The following is a 17,609-nucleotide window of genomic DNA, read 5'->3' as shown; positions in this document are numbered from 1 at the left end:
GCACGGTAGCAGCCGGTCCTGTCACGGAAACCCCTGGGGCATTTTCGCGGTTTGCCTGACCCGCTGGATGATCGCGTCGGGACCGGCGCATCCACCCCAGCACGTCGGATGGGGAAGGGCGGCCAACCAAGACGCGGTGCGGCAGGAACCACGCGCTCCGTTGAGTCCGCTCACGCCATGCGTCACACGGGTGTGCAGAGGAAGACATTGGGCACATGGCGCGTTGCGCCATCAGCCGATTGTTCCGACGGCCCTTCACCCCTTTCAAGACTGTTGGATACAGTGCCGCGCCCAGATGTCCTCCAGCCTCCCCTGCCCACAACCGAACGCTGTCTCCCACCGCGGTCGGTGGCGCCCGATGCTCCGGGGCCTTGTCGCCCTGTGTCTGGCGGGGTGCGCCACGGCCCCCACCCCGACGCAGCCCGCGACACAGCCCGCCGCGACACAGCCCGCCACGCAGGCGGCGCCGGCGCCGGCCCCCGAACCCGTGAAGGAGGCCGCGCCCGCGCAGCCTGCTCCGGCTCCGGCGAAGAAGGAGCCCGCGCGGCCCTGGGCGGATGAGGTCCTGTACTTCGTGGTGGTGGATCGCTTCGCGGACGGCGACCCCTCCAACAACGAGAAGGGGGACGTGAAGGCGCCGGGCACCTTCCACGGCGGCGACCTGAAGGGGCTCACCGCGAAGCTGGACGAGCTGTCCTCGCTGGGCGTGACGGCGCTGTGGGTGACCCCGCTCTTGAAGCAGATCCCGGGCTTCGTCACCGGCTCCGGCTTCCCGGACTGGGGTTACCACGGCTACTGGGCGGACGACTTCCACGCGTTGGATCCGCGCTTCGGCACGGAAGAGGACTTCAAGGCGCTGGTGGACGCGGCGCACGCGCGCGGCATCCGCGTGCTGCTGGACGTCGTCTACAACCACCCGGGCTACAACTCGCGCTACCTGAAGGACCACCCGGACTGGCTGCGCTCGGAGGACAAGGGCTCCTGCGGTTCGGATGACCTGACGACGTGCGTGGCGGGCCTGCCGGACTTCAAGACCGAGCGCCCGGACGTGGCGAAGTACCTGCTGGACGCGCAGATCGACTGGGCGAAGCGCTCCGGCGTGGACGGCTTCCGGCTGGACACCGTGAAGCACGTGTCCCACGACTTCTGGAAGGAGCACCGCCGCCGCACGCGCGCTGAAATCTCCCCGGACTTCTTCCTCCTGGGCGAGGTGTGGGGCGGCGACGTGCAGGTGCTGGAGCCGTACTTCACCCCGGACGAGATGGACGCCGGGTTCGACTTCGCCTTCCAGGGCAACGCGCTGGGCTTCGTCCAGGGCCGTGGCCGCGCGGTGGCGTTCGACCGCTATCTCCAGTCGCGCGCGAAGGTGACGCCGGGCCACCACCTGTCGCATTTCCTCTCATCGCACGACGTGGACGGGGCGCTGCATCAGTTGCAGGGCAACGTGCCCCTCTTCCGCCTGGCCGCCACGCTGCAGCTCACCACGAGCGGCATCCCCGTCATCTATTACGGCGAGGAGGTGGGCCGCGCGGGCGGTGACTGGCCGCAGAACCGCAGCGACATGCCGTGGGGCAAGCAGGCGGTGAAGCCTGGCGCGGGGAAGAAACGCGACGAGGCATTGCGCGAGTATTACAAGCGCCTCATCGCCATCCGCCGCGCGCACCCGGCCCTGTCGCGGGGCACGCACGCGCCGCTCTCCACCGAAGGTGATGTGTATGTCTTCCAGCGGCGCGACGAAGCGTCTGGCGACACGGTGGTGGTGGCGGTGAACCGCGGCAAGGCGAAGGGCACGGTGTCCGTGCCGTGGCCGGAAGCGTGGACGGGCGTCGGCGAGGTGGAGGACCTGCTGAACGGAGGGCGGACGAAGGCTGGCGCCACGCTGGACCTGGCGCTTGCGCCGCTGTCCGCGCGCATCCTCGGACGCGTGCCGTGAGGCACCCGGCGGTGCATGCGCAGAACCTGACCCGGACGTGCTGTTGTCACCGGCGCGAGCGGGGCTCTTGCTGGAGGGCCTGATGGCCGGCGTGTCGTTCAAGGACGTGGCGAAGCGGTACGGAGACGTGTCGGTCATCGAGGGGCTCAACCTCGATATCCGCGACCATGAGTTCATGGTGCTCGTGGGGCCGTCCGGTTGCGGCAAGTCCACGGCGCTCCGGATGATCGCCGGCCTGGAGGAGATTTCCGGAGGCACCATCTCCATCGGTGAGCGCGCGGTGAACGCGCTGCCCCCGAAGGACCGGGACGTCTCCATGGTGTTCCAGAACTACGCGCTCTATCCGCACATGTCCGTGCGGCAGAACCTGGAGTTCGGCCTCAAGATCCGCAAGACGCCCAAGCCGGAGATGGACAAGCTGGTGGACGAGGCGGCGGAGATTTTGGGCATCACGCACCTGCTGGACCGCAAGCCCAAGGCGCTCTCCGGCGGCCAGCGTCAGCGCGTGGCCCTGGGCCGCGCCATCGTGCGCAAGCCGGCGGTGTTCCTCTTCGACGAGCCGCTCTCCAACCTGGACGCGAAGCTGCGCGTGCAGATGCGCTCGGAGATCAAGAAGCTGCAGCACCGGCTCCAGGTCACGTCCGTCTACGTCACGCACGACCAGATCGAAGCGATGACCATGGGCCACCGCATCGCGGTGATGAAGGACGGCAAGCTCCAGCAGCTCGGCACCCCGCTGGAGGTCTACGAGAAGCCGGTCAACGTGTTCGTGGCGCAGTTCATTGGCACGCCGCCCATCAACATGCTCACCGCCACGCTGGACGCGGACGGCGCGTCGCTCACCGGTGACGGCTTCAAGCTGCCGGTGCCGCAGAAGCTGCGCGCGGCCACGGCGGGGAAGGGCGGGCGCAAGGTGAAGGTGGGCCTGCGCCCGGACAACGTCCTGCCCGCGGGCAGCGTCGCGCGCGGCGAGTCCGCCCCCGCGGAGGCGCGCGTGGAGCTGGTGGAGCCGCTGGGCAACGAGCTCATCGTGCACGCCCGCCTGGGAGACAACCCGCTGGTCTTCCGCCTGCCGCCCCAGGCCACCCCGGAGCCCGGCGCCGCGCTCCCCGTGACGGTGGAGCTGGAGTCCCTGCACCTCTTCGACGCTGAATCCGAGCTTCGGCTTTCCGTTTGATATCCCGGAGGATTTTCCCAATGACGCACCTGCGAACGCTGCTCGCGGCCCTCTGTCTGTGCGCAGTCGGCCTGTTGCCCGTCCCGTCCTTCGCCGCCACGGAGCTGGTGCTCTGGCACGCCTACCGCGCGGAGGAGAAGGCCGCGCTGGAGAAGGTGGTCGCCGAGTACAACAAGGCCAACGAGGGCAAGGTCAAGGTCACCACGCTGGCGGTGCCCTACGACGCCTACGCGGACAAGATTTCGGCCACCGTGCCGCGCGGCAAGGGCCCGGACCTCTTCATCTTCGCGCAGGACCGCCTGGGCGGTTGGATTGAAGCGGGCAACACGGTGGAGCCCATCGACTTCTTCCTGGATGACGCGACGAAGAAGCGCTTCATCCCCACGACGATGGAGGCGATGACCTACCGCGGGACGGCGTACGGCCTGCCGCTGAACTACAAGGTCATCACGCTCATCTACAACAAGAAGCTGGTCCCCACGCCGCCCAAGACGTCCGGCGAGATGGTGACGATGGCCAAGAAGCTCACGGACGCGAAGGCGGGCCGCTTCGGCCTGGCGTACGCGTACAACGACTTCTACTACCACGCGTCGGTGATGAACGGCTTCGGCGGCGGCGTGTTCGACGCGAAGAACGCCCCCACGCTGAACTCGCCCGCCAACGTGAAGTCGGTGGAGCAGGTCCTCAAGTGGAAGAACAAGGACGGCATCCTCCCCGCGGAGCCCTCCAGCGCGCTCATCACCTCGCTCTTCAACGAGGGCAAGGCCGCGATGGTGTTCTCCGGCCCGTGGTTCCTGGGCGAGGTGGCGAAGAACGTGGACTACGGCCTGGCGCGGCTGCCCACGCTGGATGAGAACAAGGGCACGCCGATGAAGCCCTGGATGACGGTGGAGGGCGTGTACGTGGCCGCCCCGTCGAAGAACAAGGAAGCGGCGTACGACTTCGCGAAGTTCCTCACCGACGCGGGCCCCGGCAAGACGCTGGCCCTGGAGGGCCGCCAGAGCCCCGCGAACCAGGCGGTGTACCAGGACGCGAAGGTGGCCGCGGATCCGCTGCTCAAGGCGATGAAGGACCAGGTGGACGTGGCGGTGCCCATGCCCAACCTGCCGGAGATGTCCATGGTCTGGACCCCGGCCACCAGCGCGATGAACACCGTGTTCAAGAACACCGCCACCCCCAAGGCGGCCCTGGACGCGGCCCAGAAGAGCGTGGCGAAGGACGTCGCCGGCCTGCGCAAGAAGTAAGTGAGGAGCTGAAGTGAGCCAGAACGCCCCCCAGCAGCCTCCTTCCGCGGCCGGCGCCCCCACGCCGGCCCGTGTCTCTCCGAACGGTTCAGCGCCGGATCCCTCGACGCCGGGAGCCGCTGGCCGCGCGGGCGGCTACCGGGGGCGCGTGCTGGTGGGGCTCGCCCTGGCGCTGGGCGTGTCCCTGTTCCTGGCGCACGGCCTGCTCCAGCGCGCCAACCAGGAGCGCGCGGCCGAGCGCGAGCAGCGCACGGCCACCGTGGCCCTGCTGGGGCTGACGGACCTGGTGCAGCGCGCGGGCGGCACGGGCGACGCCGTGAAGGCCGTGGTGGCGGGCTGGCCGGGCATGCCGGGCAGCTCCGTGCGCGTCATCGCCTTCAGCGGCATCCGGCTGGAGGCGTCCACCTTCCCGGATGACACCGGGGACAAGGCGGCGCCGCGCCGGCTGTCGCGCGACGAGAAGCCGCTGTACGACCGCGGCCAGCGCCTGCGCGCTGCCGTGGAGACGAACCGCGAGGAGGGCGGCGCGCGCAAGGCGGAGGTGGAGTCGGAGCTGCTCGACAACGGCGCAAGCCGCCTGTTGTCCGCGCCCGTGGAGGTGGACGGGCAGGTGGTGGGCTCCGTGGAGTCCCTCACCCCGGTGGTGGTGAAGGGCCAGGCGCCCTCCTGGACGCCGGTGCTGCTGGCGTTCCTGCTGCCGCTGGCGGCGTGCGCGGCGGCGGTGTTCGCGCTGTCGCGCCAGGGCGTGCGCGTGGCGGTGGCGGCGGCGCTGTTCCTGGCGGGCCTGGGTGGCTACACCGTCTATTCGCTGCGCGCGCTGGACGCGGAGCTGCGGCAGACGGAGGACGCGGTCAGCGCGGAGCTGCGCACGCGCGGCGAGAAGGCCCGGGCGCTCATCGCCGCCAACAACCTCAACGCGGAGCCCGCGCTCAAGCCCGGCGCGTGGGACGCGGACGCCATGCGCCGCCCGCTGGGCAAGCTGACGGAGTCCGGCGCGCCGGATGAAGCGAAGCTCGCGGCGGCGGGCGCGCAGGTGCGCGGCAACGCGAGCAAGGCGCTGGGCGCGCTGGGCGTGGTGGGGCTGGCGGTGCTGCTGTTCATCGGCCTGGGCGCGCTGCACCGCGCGGTGGCCACGGCGGTGGAGCACCGGCAGGCCTACGCATACATCCTGCCCGCCATGGTGGGCATGGTGGTGCTGGTGTTCTTCCCGTTCGCCTACGGCATCACGCTGTCGTTCACGGACGCCAACCTCTACAACAGCAGCCAGCCGCTGTCCGAGTTGTGGGTGGGCTTCCGCAACTACGTGGACATCCTGGGTGACTTCAGCTTCGCGAAGACGGCGGCGGACGGCTCGCTGGTCTTCAACTACCTGAACTTCTATTACACGCTGCTCTTCACCATCGTGTGGACGGTCACGAACGTGACCATCGGCGTGACGGTGGGCCTGCTGCTCGCGCTGGCGCTCAACGTGCCGAACTTGAAGATGCGGCCGGTGTACCGCGTGCTGCTGATTCTTCCGTGGGCCATGCCCAACTACATCACCGCGCTCATCTGGAAGGGCATGTTCCACCAGCAGTTCGGCGTGGTGAACCACGTCATCCGGATGTTCGGTGGGGACGGGCTGGCGTGGTTCGACTCGCCGCTCACGTCGTTCTTCACGGCGCTGGCCACCAACGGCTGGCTGTCCTTCCCGTTCATGATGGTGGTGTCGCTGGGCGCGCTCCAGTCCATCCCGGGTGAACTCTATGAAGCGGCGCGCGTGGACGGCGCCAACCGGTGGCAGCAGTTCACCGCCATCACGCTGCCCGCGCTGAAGCCCGCGCTGGTGCCGGCGGTCATCCTGTCGGTGGTGTGGACCTTCAACATGTTCAACATCATCTTCCTGGTGACGGGCGGCGACCCGGGCGGCTCCACCGAAATCCTGGTCACCCAGGCGTACAAGTTCGCCTTCGAGCGCTACCGCCACGGCTACGCGGCGGCGTACTCCACCGTCATCTTCGGCATCCTGCTGCTCTACAGCATGGTGCAGAACCGCGTGAGCCGCGCCACGGAGGCCGCGTAAATCCCATGGCGCTCTTCTCTGAACGTCGCGAGGGCATCCCCCACCTGCCGCTGCACGCGGTGCTGGTGGCCTTCACCCTCTTCACCATCTACCCCATCCTCTGGGTGGTGAGCCTGGCCTTCTCCGGCAAGCAGAGCCTGGCCATCGCCACGCTGCCGGAGAACCCCACCTTCTGGGACCGGCTGCGCGCGGTGACGCCGTGGCCGGAGACCTTCAGCGTCTCCAACTTCGCGTCGGTGCTGGCGGACCAGCCGTTCGCGAAGTGGATGCTCAACAGCGCCATCGTGGCCATTGGCACCACGGTGCTGGGCGTCTTCATGGCGTGCACGGCGGCGTATGCCTTCAGCCGCTTCAAGTTCCCCGGCCAGCGCGCGGGCATGATGGCGTTCCTGGTGTCCCAGATGTTCCCGGGCACGCTGATGCTGATTCCGCTCTACATCATCCTGGTGCAGTGGCTGGGGCTGGGCAGCAGCCGGCTGGGGCTCATCATCGTGTACGCCACCACGTCCATCCCGTTCAGCGTGTGGATGCTCAAGGGCTACTTCGACACCATCCCCAAGGACCTGGAGGAGGCGGCGCTGATGGACGGCGCGTCCCCGGGGCGCATCTTCTGGAGCATCATCCTGCCGCTGGCCAAGCCCGCGGTGGCGGTGACGGCGCTGTTCAGCTTCATGACGGCGTGGAACGAGTTCATCCTCGCGGCGACGTTCATGGACCAGGAAGCCATGTACACGGCGCCGGTGGGCCTGCGCTTCTTCGTGGGCGGCTTCAGCCAGCAGTGGGGCTACTTCGCGGCCGGCTCCATCATCGTGTCCGTGCCCGTCGTGTTCCTCTTCCTCTTCCTGCAGAAGTACCTCGTCTCCGGGCTCACCGCCGGTGGCGTGAAGGGTTAGTCCCGCGGTCTTTCTTCGCAGTCCTTCCGTCTGTCGTTGCAAGGAGCAAGCACCCCCATGATCAACCCCCGCATCGCAGTCCTCACCCTGGCCGCTTCCCTGTCCGCGGCGCCGGCCCTCGCCGAGAAGGTGTCCTTCAAGGACCCCACCGGCGACGACAAGGGCCCGGGCAAGTACACCTACCCGACGGACCCCGTGTACAAGCCGGGCTCGTTCGACCTGACCGGCTTCAAGCTGGACCAGGGCGGCAACAAGACGGACGTGGAGATCCAGCTCAAGGCGTCGCTGGAGAACCCCTGGAAGATGGCGGACGGCTTCTCCGTGCAGGAGGTCTTCATCTTCATCGACACGGACCACAAGGCCGGCAGCGGCTTCACGGACAGCCCCCCGGGCCTGAACGTCTCCTTCGCGCCGGAAGACGCGTGGGACAAGGTCATCATCATCTCGCCGCAGGGCTCGTCGCGCGTGCGCGCGGAGGCCAACAACAAGGCCGGCGCGATGAAGGGCGCCGTCGTGGTGCCCACCAAGGTGCGCGCCTCCGGCAACAAGATCACCGCCACGGTCATGAACTCCGACCTGGGCGCCGGTGACCCCTCCACCTGGGGCTACCAGGTCGTGATGCAGTCCAACGAGGGCTTCCCCGCGGACAACGACCTGCTCACCCGCCGCGTCAACGAGTACGAGGGCCAGCACCGCTTCGGCGGCGGCTCCGACTTCAACTGCGATCCGCACGTGATTGACGTGCTCGCGGGCCAGGGCAAGGGCGACAGCTCTGAAATCAAGGCCCAGTACGAGATGCTCGCGTACGAGTGCGCGGGTGACGGCTCCGCCACGAAGAAGGCCACGCTGAAGATGGTCTCCGGCCCGAAGCGCCCGGCGGCGCAGGGCAGCGCGGCGGCGGCTCCGGCCCCGGCTCCCGAGGCGGCTCCGGCGGCCCCGGCCCCGGCCCCGGCTCCGGCGCCCACGCCGGCCGCTCCGGCTGGAACGACGGTCGCTCCGGCGCCGACGACGGCCACGCCGACGAAGTAGTCGGCGGCGGACTGTTCAAAACAGTCCGTTTCAAGGTTTGATGCAACACGGGGAGGGCTGCCGTGGAGACCCCGCGGCGGCCCGGGAGAGGGGATGACCCCCCTCTGGTTCAAAAGCTTTCTGAGAAGGGTTTTCCGGACATCATGAAGAATCGCAAGAACGTGGTGCGGGGAGCGTGTGCGCTCACCGTTGCGGTCGGCCTCATTCCCGGGGCGGCCATGGCGCAGGACAGCGGCCCCAAGCTCACCATTGGTGGCACGACCTATACGAAGTACCTCTGGGGCACGCAGCGTGACCAGGGCGCGCTGTACAACTTCACCACGGTGCCCGGTGAAGGCTACGGCGACAACGGCATCGGCACGGAGCTGGAGCTGCTCCTGAACGCGAAGATCTCCCCGCAGGTGGAGGTCAACGGCCGCATCCACAGCCGCTTCAACCAGAACTTCTGGACGAACTTCGGCGGCTTCGGCGGCAGCAACACGGCCACCAACTGCACCGCGGGCGACTGCGGCGAGTTCGACCCGCGCTCCAACCAGTACATCAAGCTGCGCGGCATGTCCGTGACGCTGCGCCCGGGCTACCTCATCGACTCGGCGCTCATCGGCGCGACGGACCTGGGCCAGTTCGACCCGTTCGTCATCGGCCGCGTCCGTTACATCGACCGCGACAACGCGGCGGCCATCATGCTGCAGGGCTCCAACTTCGACCGGAAGCTCACGTGGGACGCGGCGCGCATCTCGCTGCCGCGCTTGTGGGCGGGCCCGAACTTCAGCACCGGCGCCTTCCACGCGCGTGACGCGGCGTACGGCTTCCAGGCGAAGGTCACCCCGAACGAGCTCTTCGACGTGGGCGGCATCTTCCAGTACGCCAACGACCAGGAGATCAACCCGGAAGACACCAACCTGGATGACGGCCGCGACCTGACGCCGCGCTACCGCAACGGCGTGGGCGGTCTGAAGGCGGGCCTGCACGTGGGCTCGTGGCTGGACGTGCGCGGCGCGGCTTACACGTCGTACTCCAACGCGGACCCGGTGCTGTCGCCCAAGAGCTTCGGCGTGGGCGGCTACAGCCCGGTGCTGGCCGGCCACCACACGGACCAGACGTACATGCTGAACGCGTCCATCAACGACCCGCTGGACGTGGGCCTGTCGCTGAACCTGCAGTTGTTCAGCATTGGCGCGGAGTACATGGCGGTCATGGCCAGCCGCCGCGAGGCGGACGTGCTCCTCACGGAGGGCCACGACGGCAGCTTCGCGTTCCCCGGCCCGTCCAACGCGGCCTACGGCGTCTACAAGGGCAACCCCACCCGCATCGGCTATGGCGGCTGGACGAGCGAGGCCCAGCAGGTCGCCACGCTCAACGTGGACAACGACTTCACGGACTTCGACGAGCCCATGGCGGAGACGGCCATTGGCTGGAAGGGCGTGACGGCGAACCCGGTCTACACGAACGGCGCGCTGGAGGTGGGCGGTGAGTATTCCTTCATCACCTACAACACCAACTGGCAGGCGTACGGCAACGCCGACCAGGCGCTGGGTGACAGCCAGTTCCCCGGCACGGAGCTGGACTCCGGCGTGGGCCACAACTTCCGCACGGCCTACCAGCCCTTCCAGGACAAGAAGACGCACCTGGTCGCGCTGCGCGCCAAGTACGTGGTGGACGTGCTGAAGGGCATCGATGTGTTCGGCAAGTTCAAGTACATCCATGAGACGGACAAGCGCATGAACGACCCGCGCTTCCTGCCGTACGCGTCCGGCTCGTGCGTGGGCGGTGGCGTGGCGTGCGACAACTCGCTCCGCAACGAGTACAGCCCCGGCAACAGCACCGCCGACCTCTACCGCAACCCGGACGTCATCACGAACAGCCAGGGTGACACGGGCTACGAGTTCAAGCCGTTCGACAACATCGCGGACGACGACCGCCTGCTGGACTACACGACGTTCACGGCCGGCGCGGGCTACCAGTTCACGGACGACCTGTACGTGTCCGCCAGCTACTCCAAGTTCTTCGCGGACCTGCTGGACGGCAACACGGCGTTCCAGGCGTACAACAACCACGAGATGGCGTCCGGCAAGCACAACAAGAACCAGGTGCTGGTGAAGGCGCGCTACATCCTGTCCGGCGTGGAGTTCGGTCTGGAGGGCCAGTACGCGTTCGGCTCGTTCCGTCCGGACTTCGGCGACGGCTTCGTGGTGCAGTACGCGGACGACACCATCGCGGCCGACCACGGCGTGGCGGTGGGTTCGCGCGGTTTCATCAACCGAAACAAGGGTTGGAACAGCCTGGAGGAGCGCAACTTCGAGCAGATGCGCGTCAAGGCGTTCATGAAGGCGCAGTTCTAGTCACCGCGCGCTCCGCTTCGGGCGGGGCACACGGTTGACGCAGTGGGAGCCCGGGGCGCCTGTGAAGGCACTCCGGGCTCCTTGCGTTTGGGGCACCGCGCGGTACACCTGGACGGGCCGTCCCTTCGTGCATGAGGTGCCCTTCCATGTCCGTGCGTTCCCGCGTGTCCGCGCTCCTGCTCGCTTCCTCCCTGGCCGCGTGTTCCGGCGGCAAGACGCGCGAGGACGCGCTGCTGTTCCGGCTGACGGATCCGGTGGGGGATGACCACGGCGACGGCGAGCTGGTGTATCCGCGCCGGGCGGACCTGGGGCGCGGGGACCTGGACGTGGTGTCGGTGGCGGCGTTCGCGGAGGGCGCGGCGACGCGGTTCGAGGTGACGTTCGCGCATCCCATCGCGAAGCCCTCGCGCGCGCAGGCGGTGGACCTGGAGGGCGCGACGGTCGCGGAGCGGGCCCGGCACGGCTTCTACACGTTCAACGTGGACCTGTACGTGGACCAGGACCGGGTGCCCGGCTCCGGACGCACGGACACGCTGCCGGGGCGCGGGCTCACGCTGGCGGCGGACTCGGGGTGGGAGAAGGCGGTGGTGCTGACGCCGCGTCCCTATGAGGCGCGCGAGGCGCTGCGCAAGGCCTGGCGGCAGGCGGCGCTGGAGGCCTACGAGAAGAAGGCCGGAGGGATTGGCGGCAAGGTGGAGGCGGAGCTCAACGCGGCCACGGAGCAGGAGCTGGAAGCGCGGGTGTTCTTCCCCACGGTCATCCAGGTGAGCGGGCGCACGGTGGTGTTCCAGGTGCCGGACCGCTTCCTGGGTGGGCATGCGAGCGCGGACTGGGGCTACGGCGTGGCGGTGACGGGCGCGACCCTCGACCGTCGCGTGGCGCTGGGGGGGATGTTCGGCGGGGACACGAACGCGAACCCGCGGTTGATGGCGATGGGCATCGTGCCCGGGGAGCCGCCGTCCGCCGACCGCTTCGGCGGTGGGCGGAAGGGAGATCCGTCACAGTCGCCGGTGGTGGACCTGCTGGTGGCGCCGGGGACGACGCAGGAGGCGGTGCTGGGGCCCTCGAAGCCGGCGTGGAGCGCGGTGGTTCCGTCGGGGAAGGCCGTGGCGGCTCCGGAGGCAGGCCCGGTGGAGGACGCTGGTGTGCCCGTGGAGGCGCTGGACGCGGGGAGCGTGGGTCCGTCGTCGCCTGCCCCGTGACGGCCGGTTCCCTCGCTGTGCGCGGGAGGTCCTGGTTGCGGTGAGTCCGCGAGGCCGAGGATGGGTGCCTGGGAGGCATCCATGTCTTCGTGCCGGAGCTGGGCGGTCGCGGTGCTGCTGGTGCTGCTGGGCACGGGGTGTTCAGCGACGCGCGGCGTCCGGCTGAAGACGGGGCAGGGGGCGCCTGTCGTCCATGTGCCTCGGGCGGAGGTCGAGCCCGTGGCGCTGGACGGCGATGCGTTCACGGACGCGGTGCGGACGCTGGCGGAGGATGCGCCGGTGTCCCCGCGTCCTCGTGAGGATGCGTATCGGCGGTTCGCGGGGACGTTCTCCTCGAAGGCCTATGCCCATGTGCGTGGACGCCTGGGGCTGGTCTCCGTGGAGGAGCCTGCCCGGGCTCGGTTGCTGGTCGATGATTCGGACCGGGAGCTGGCGAGCGCTTATGGGCGGTGGTGCCAGCGCAAGCAGACACCGGGTGACTGTCTTCAATTGCTGGAGGCGGGTTCCACGCTGGATGAGGACGGACGGCGCTCCTTGGCGTTCGCCATCGCGCTGGACTCGGTGTGGGAGGAGACGTCCGAAGCGCTGGCGGGGATGACGGATCCGCGGGCGGTGCTCACGACCATCGTCGCGACGGGCACGGTGTACCTGTCGCTCTGGTTGCTGCCCGAGCCCGTGTCGAAGGGCATCGCTGCGACGATGACGGTGGTGCTCATCGCCTACCTGGGCATCGACACGCTGTGGAACCTCATCCAGGGATGGATTGAGTTGTCCGAACAGGCGCAGGTGGCCCGGACGTTCGATGAGCTTCGAGAAGTGGGGGAGGAGTACGGCGAGGTGATGGGGAAGAACGCGGCGCGGGCGTTCGTGATGCTGGCGTTGGCGGCGGTGGGCAGCACGGCGGAGACGTTCGCGGCGAAGGTCGCGACGCTCCCGGGTTCAGGTCAGGCCTCGCTGGTGGCAGCGGAGATGGGTGGCTTCCGGCTGGGCGCGGCGGCGCAGGTGGAGTCCGCGGCCGTGTCCTCCGAGGGCGTGGTCACCCTGGTGCTGGCGCCGAACGCGGTGGCCATGTCCGCTCGGGATGACAGGGGGCCTGTCGCGAGTGGCGTGGATGCGGATGGCCCGGAGCACCACATCGCGTCCAACAAGTTCTGGACCGCCACGAATCGCGGCGGCCCGTGGTCACCGAAGTTCCAGAGGATCTTCGATAAGGCAGGGATGTCGCTCGACGATCCCGCGAACAAGATCCGCGTGCCAGGGCACAGAGGACCTCATCCGGAGGCATACCACCAGAAGGTGTTTGATGCTCTGGAGAGGGTGTCGAAGCGATGCAGGTCCATGCAAGACTGCCGGGCCGCATTGACGAAAGCCCTGCAGGGTCTTGCGAGATTGATCAACCAGAGAGGGACAGACCTGAATCGGTGGGTGACCGGTCTTGAGTGATGCGAGATGAGATACTTCAACCTTTTCGAGAACGTCGCAGAGGGGTTCTGGTGTCTGGGACACCCTCTCGATGGTCAAACGAGAGAGCTCGAAGACCCCTGGCAGTTCACGGTTGGAGAACCCGCGCGCTTCAAGGGCCCGATTCGGCTTCCGTTGGACGTGGAGGGAGTATCACGTGACTACTCCCACGCAGCGTTCAGCACCCCGGTCGTCAATGCGAGGCTCGCAGCTCTTTTCCAGGAGCTGGCCCCGAATGACGTCGAGTTGATCCCCGTCGAGATCGACTCTCACGCAGGGCCGTATTTCATCCTCAATGCCCTTCGCGCCATTCCGTGCGTCGACACCGAGGCGTCTTCGGATGTGGTGTATTGGTCCGAAGAGGATGGGATTCCGGAGAAGGTCGGCACCCTCAGTTTCATCTCGGAGATGCGCATCGACACGTCGAAGGTGGGCGATGCGAAGGTGTTCCGTCCCTCGGAATGGGACGTCGTCCTCATTGTCTCCGAGGACATCAAGGACGCGATGGAGCGCGCGGGCATCACGGGCGCGAAGTTCGAAGCGGTCACGGGGCCTCCGACCGTCGATCCTGTTCGGCGCGCGGAGACGAAGAAGCGGGGGGCCCTGTGGGACCAGGCACGCAGAGCCCGTGCAGCCGTGTGGCGAGGGCTCGGCACGATGTCCGACGACTTCTACATCCCGCCGGTCGTGGGCGGTCCATGGCCCGGCGAACGGCAGTGGTGGACGGCCATGCGCCGTCCTGACGGCGGCATGCTCATCGTCACAGACGGCCTGTCCGACCCGTTCAACGACATCCTGGACCGTCCCACTGCTGGCTTCGGGCTGGAGCTCGCCATCGAGACTCCGGAGCCGCTGGGGGAGGTGTGGAAGAGCTGGCCGGTGCACCTGCTCGAACGCGTCGCCTATGAGGTCGCCGAGTTCGAGAAGCTCCGCGTCTCCCTGGCCAACGGCACCCTGTCCATGGAGGTCGATGGCGTGGGCATGCCCGAAACCCTCGTGACCCCCGAGGGCCGCGTGGCCGTGCTCATCGGCATGGAGACGGACTCGTTGCCCCCGCGCTTCACGCTCCCCGGGGGCGAGGTCCGGCTGCTCACCGTGAAGGTGCTGATGCCCGCGGAGCTGAAGTGGCTGCTCCGTCAGGGCAGGGGCGCGGCGGCGGAGCTCATCCGCCGCTTCAAGGCCGCGGGAGAGACGCACCTCTCCCGCTCCTGGCGTCAGCCCGTCGTCAGCTAGCGCAGCCGCCAGATGCCCGTGGCACGCGCTGGGATGCTCGCCTTCCACGCTCCCGTGCCACCCGTGAGCTGCGTCACTCCCGGGTCCACGAACAGCGGCTCCGCCGTGGTCGCCTCCACGTCGAACGGCCCCACCGACTCCTGCGAGTTGGAGAAGTTGTGGACCACCAGCACCTGCTCGTCGTCCAGCGTCCTCACGAACGCGAGCGTCCGTGACACCCCCGTCGTCGCCGTGAACAGCCGCAGGCCCCCGTTGCGCAGCGCCTCCGAACCCTGGCGCGCGTGGATGAGCGAGCGGTAGCGCGACAACAGCGACCCCGGGTCGCGCCGCTGCGCCTCCACGTTCGCCGTCTCCCTGCCGCTGGAGAACGCGTACCACGGTGAGCCCGTCGTGAAGCCCGCGCCCGCCGCGCCGCTCCACGGCATCGGCGTGCGCTTGGACTCGTCGTTGTTGGCGTTGCCGTTCCCCAGGCCCACCTCCTCGCCGTAGTAGAGGAACGGCGCTCCCGGCAGCGTCAGCAGCACCGCCGCCGCCAGCCCCAGCTTCGCCCCGTCGTTGGCGAACTGCGTCGCCAGCCGCACCTGGTCGTGGTTGGTGAGGAAGGGCGCGTCCGCCACCCCGGCCGGATAGTTGTTCTTCATCTCCAGCAGCTTCGCCGCCACGCCCCCGCCGCTGCCCGCGTGGATGCCTTCAATCACCCGCGCGGACATGGGGAAGTTGAAGTTGAGCGGCAGCTCGTCCCCGCCCGGCACCGTCGCCGTGGAGCCGTAGTACTTCGCCACCGACGGCGTCTCGCTCCAGTTCTCACCCACCAGCACCGCGTCCGGCTTCACCGAGCGCACGTGCGCGGCGAACTCCTTCCAGAACGCGTGCGTCTCCGGCGTGTCCGCCTGCCCCGCGCCGCCGCCCGTCTCGATGAGGTAGCGCGCGGCGTCCAGCCGGAAGCCGTCCACGCCGCGCTGGAGCCACAGCGTCGCCAGGCGCTTCACCTCTTCGCGCACCGCGGGCGTCTGGAGGTTCAGGTCCGGCATGCCGCCCCAGAAGGCGCCGTAGTACCAGCCCGTGTCCCGCTGATGCCACGTGCCGGTCTGCGAGTAGAGGTCCCAGGGCTGCTTCCAGCCGGGGTCGCTCGCGCGCCACTGGTACCAGTCCCGCTTCGGCGACTGCGCCGAGGACGCCGAGTCCACGAACCACGGATGCGAGGAGCTGGTGTGGTTGATGACGAAGTCCAGGATGACGCGCATGCCCCGGCGGTGCGCCTCGTCACACAGCCGCTGCAGGTCCTCCAGCGAGCCGTACGCCGTCTGGATGCGCTCGTAATCCGTCACGTCGTAGCCGTGGTAGCTGGGCGACGCGAACACCGGCATCAGCCACAGCGCGTCCACGCCCAGGTCGTCCGTCGTCGCCGGGTCGCCGTCGTTCAGGTAGTCCAGCCGCGAGATGAGCCCCGGCAGGTCTCCCACGCCGTCCCCATTGGAGTCCTGGAAGCTGCGGACGAACACCTCGTAGAACACCGCGCCCCGGTACCACGCGTCTCCCGCGGGCGCGGCGAGCGTGATGCTCCCCGGCGCGACCGGAGCCGGCGCGGGCGTGGGCGAAGAACCGGCGCAGGCCGACAGCAGGGCCGCGCTGCAGAGGGAGAGTCCGCGGAGGGGTCGCATGGCCTCTTCCTCTAACAGCGAACGTTCCACGCGGGCCAGCGCGCCCCCCGGATGAAGCGCGCACCCCCGGACGGTAGGCTGGTGGCCAACATGTCTCACCCTCCGCGCCGCCTCCACTCCCTGCACATCCGTCAGGGGCACCCGGACTTCCTCGACCTTCCGTGGGAGCTGCCGCTGGAGGCGTGGCCGGAGCGTTCACCGCGCGTGGTGGAGGTGCCGCGCGGCCTGTCCCGTCACGTCGTCGTGTTCGTCTCCTACGGCGCCACCATCTACGCCTTCAAGGAGACGCCCGCGCGCGTGGCGCAGCGCGAGTACGACCTGCTGCGCGGCCTGGAGGAGCGCCGGCTGCCGTCCGTGGTGCCCGTGGGCCTGGCGGTCCAGACGGAGGCGGGACTGGAGGCCTCGCCCGGGGACAGGCCCGGGCTGCTCATCACCCAGTACCTGGCGTCGTCGCTGCCGTACCGCGCGCTGTTCATGCACCAGGGCCTGGAGCGCTACCGGTCGCGGCTGCTGGACGCGATGGCGGGCCTGCTGGTGCGGCTGCACCTGGGCGGCTTCTTCTGGGGCGACTGCTCCCTGTCCAACGTGCTCTTCCGCCGGGACGCGGGCGAGCTGCAGGCGTACGCGGTGGACGCGGAGACGTCCGAGCTGCACGAGCAGCTCTCCGCCGGCCAGCGGGAGATGGACCTGCAGATCATGGAGGAGAACGTCGCCGGAGGCCTGGCGGACCTGGCGGCTCGCGTGGAGCTGGCGCAGGAGCTGCCCCAGGAGCTGGAGGCCTGGCAGGAGACGGCCGCGAGCATCCGCCAGCGCTACGAGCGGCTGTGGGCCGAGATCAACCGCGAGCTCATCCTCCAGCCGCACGAGAGCTACCGCATCCACGAGCGGATCCGCACGCTCAACGACCTGGGCTTCTCCGTGGGCGAGGTGGAGCTGCTGGCGAGCGGGCAGGGCAGCCAGTTGCGCATGCGCACCATCGTCACGGACCGCGAGTACCACCGGCACCAACTGCACTCGCTCACCGGCATCGTCGCGGAGGAGCGTCAGGCGAGCCTGCTGCTCAACGAGATGCAGGAGATGAAGGCCACGCTCACGCGCAAGCTGGACCGCAGCGTGCCCCTGAGCGTGGCCGCGTTCCGCTGGCTGGACGAGCGCTACCACCCCACGCTGTCACGCCTGCAGAAGGAGCTGGGCCGCGCGGCGGACACCGCGGAGCTCTACTGCCAGGTGCTGGAGCACAAGTGGTTCCTGTCCGAGCGCGCGAAGCGCGACGTGGGCCTGGACGCCGCCGTGCAGGACTACGTGGCCCTCAGCCGCAAGCAGCCCGGCATCGCGCCGCTCCTGGAGGACACCTCGCGGTCCTCCGGGTAGC

Annotated in this window: 12 protein-coding genes; 11 read left to right on the top strand and 1 reads right to left on the bottom strand. The window is 68.8% G+C overall.

The features are described from left to right. The first annotated feature begins 358 nt into the window (after window positions 1-358). From K8556_RS09170 to K8556_RS09125, 10 genes are all read left to right on the top strand, one after another. Complete coding sequence (locus tag K8556_RS09170) at window positions 359-1,933, top strand: alpha-amylase family glycosyl hydrolase (RefSeq protein ID WP_223739645.1); 1,575 nt, start codon at window positions 359-361, stop codon at window positions 1,931-1,933. Between the two features lie 82 nt (window positions 1,934-2,015). Continuing rightward, window positions 2,016-3,110 (top strand): ABC transporter ATP-binding protein, encoded by a 1,095-nt coding sequence (locus K8556_RS09165; protein ID WP_223739644.1) that lies wholly within the window; start codon window positions 2,016-2,018, stop codon window positions 3,108-3,110. A 20-nt stretch (window positions 3,111-3,130) separates the two neighbouring features. After that, window positions 3,131-4,354, top strand: coding sequence for an extracellular solute-binding protein (locus K8556_RS09160; RefSeq protein WP_223739643.1), 1,224 nt, complete (start codon window positions 3,131-3,133; stop codon window positions 4,352-4,354). A 13-nt stretch (window positions 4,355-4,367) separates the two neighbouring features. Beyond that, the gene (locus tag K8556_RS09155) at window positions 4,368-6,416 is read left to right on the top strand and encodes a carbohydrate ABC transporter permease (protein WP_223739642.1); all 2,049 of its coding nucleotides are present in this window, start codon (window positions 4,368-4,370) and stop codon (window positions 6,414-6,416) included. A gap of 5 nt (window positions 6,417-6,421) precedes the next feature. After that, the gene (locus K8556_RS09150) at window positions 6,422-7,309 is read left to right on the top strand and encodes a sugar ABC transporter permease (RefSeq protein ID WP_223739641.1); all 888 of its coding nucleotides are present in this window, start codon (window positions 6,422-6,424) and stop codon (window positions 7,307-7,309) included. A 57-nt stretch (window positions 7,310-7,366) separates the two neighbouring features. Further along, window positions 7,367-8,338 carry a glucodextranase DOMON-like domain-containing protein gene (locus K8556_RS09145; RefSeq protein WP_223739640.1) on the top strand — a complete coding sequence of 324 codons (972 nt, stop codon included), beginning with the start codon at window positions 7,367-7,369 and terminating at the stop codon, window positions 8,336-8,338. A 143-nt stretch (window positions 8,339-8,481) separates the two neighbouring features. Continuing rightward, window positions 8,482-10,680, top strand: coding sequence for a hypothetical protein (locus K8556_RS09140; protein WP_223739639.1), 2,199 nt, complete (start codon window positions 8,482-8,484; stop codon window positions 10,678-10,680). 146 nt (window positions 10,681-10,826) lie between these two features. Beyond that, window positions 10,827-11,882, top strand: a complete 1,056-nt coding sequence (locus K8556_RS09135) for a glucodextranase DOMON-like domain-containing protein (protein WP_223739638.1) — start codon at window positions 10,827-10,829, stop codon at window positions 11,880-11,882. A gap of 81 nt (window positions 11,883-11,963) precedes the next feature. Then, entirely contained in the window at window positions 11,964-13,325 is a 1,362-nt protein-coding gene (locus tag K8556_RS09130; protein WP_223739637.1) for an AHH domain-containing protein, read from the top strand. Window positions 13,326-13,331: 6 nt separating this feature from the next. Continuing rightward, window positions 13,332-14,576, top strand: a complete 1,245-nt coding sequence (locus K8556_RS09125; RefSeq protein WP_370639900.1) for an imm11 family protein — start codon at window positions 13,332-13,334, stop codon at window positions 14,574-14,576. Here the strand turns inward: K8556_RS09125 and K8556_RS09120 are convergent. Beyond that, window positions 14,573-16,237 carry an alpha-amylase family glycosyl hydrolase gene (locus K8556_RS09120; RefSeq protein WP_223739635.1) on the bottom strand — a complete coding sequence of 555 codons (1,665 nt, stop codon included), beginning with the start codon at window positions 16,235-16,237 and terminating at the stop codon, window positions 14,573-14,575. The genes K8556_RS09125 and K8556_RS09120 overlap by 4 nt on opposite strands. A 90-nt stretch (window positions 16,238-16,327) precedes the next feature. On the opposite strand from K8556_RS09120, the gene K8556_RS09115 reads away from it, so the two are divergent. After that, the gene (locus K8556_RS09115) at window positions 16,328-17,608 is read left to right on the top strand and encodes a DUF4032 domain-containing protein (RefSeq protein ID WP_223739634.1); all 1,281 of its coding nucleotides are present in this window, start codon (window positions 16,328-16,330) and stop codon (window positions 17,606-17,608) included. The last annotated feature ends 1 nt before the right edge of the window (window position 17,609 follow it).

Source organism: Corallococcus sp. AS-1-12, assembly GCF_020036995.1.
Classification (GTDB): Bacteria; Myxococcota; Myxococcia; order Myxococcales; family Myxococcaceae; genus Corallococcus.
Note: the sequence above shows the minus strand (reverse complement) of the source record. Positions and strands in the feature narration are given on the sequence as shown.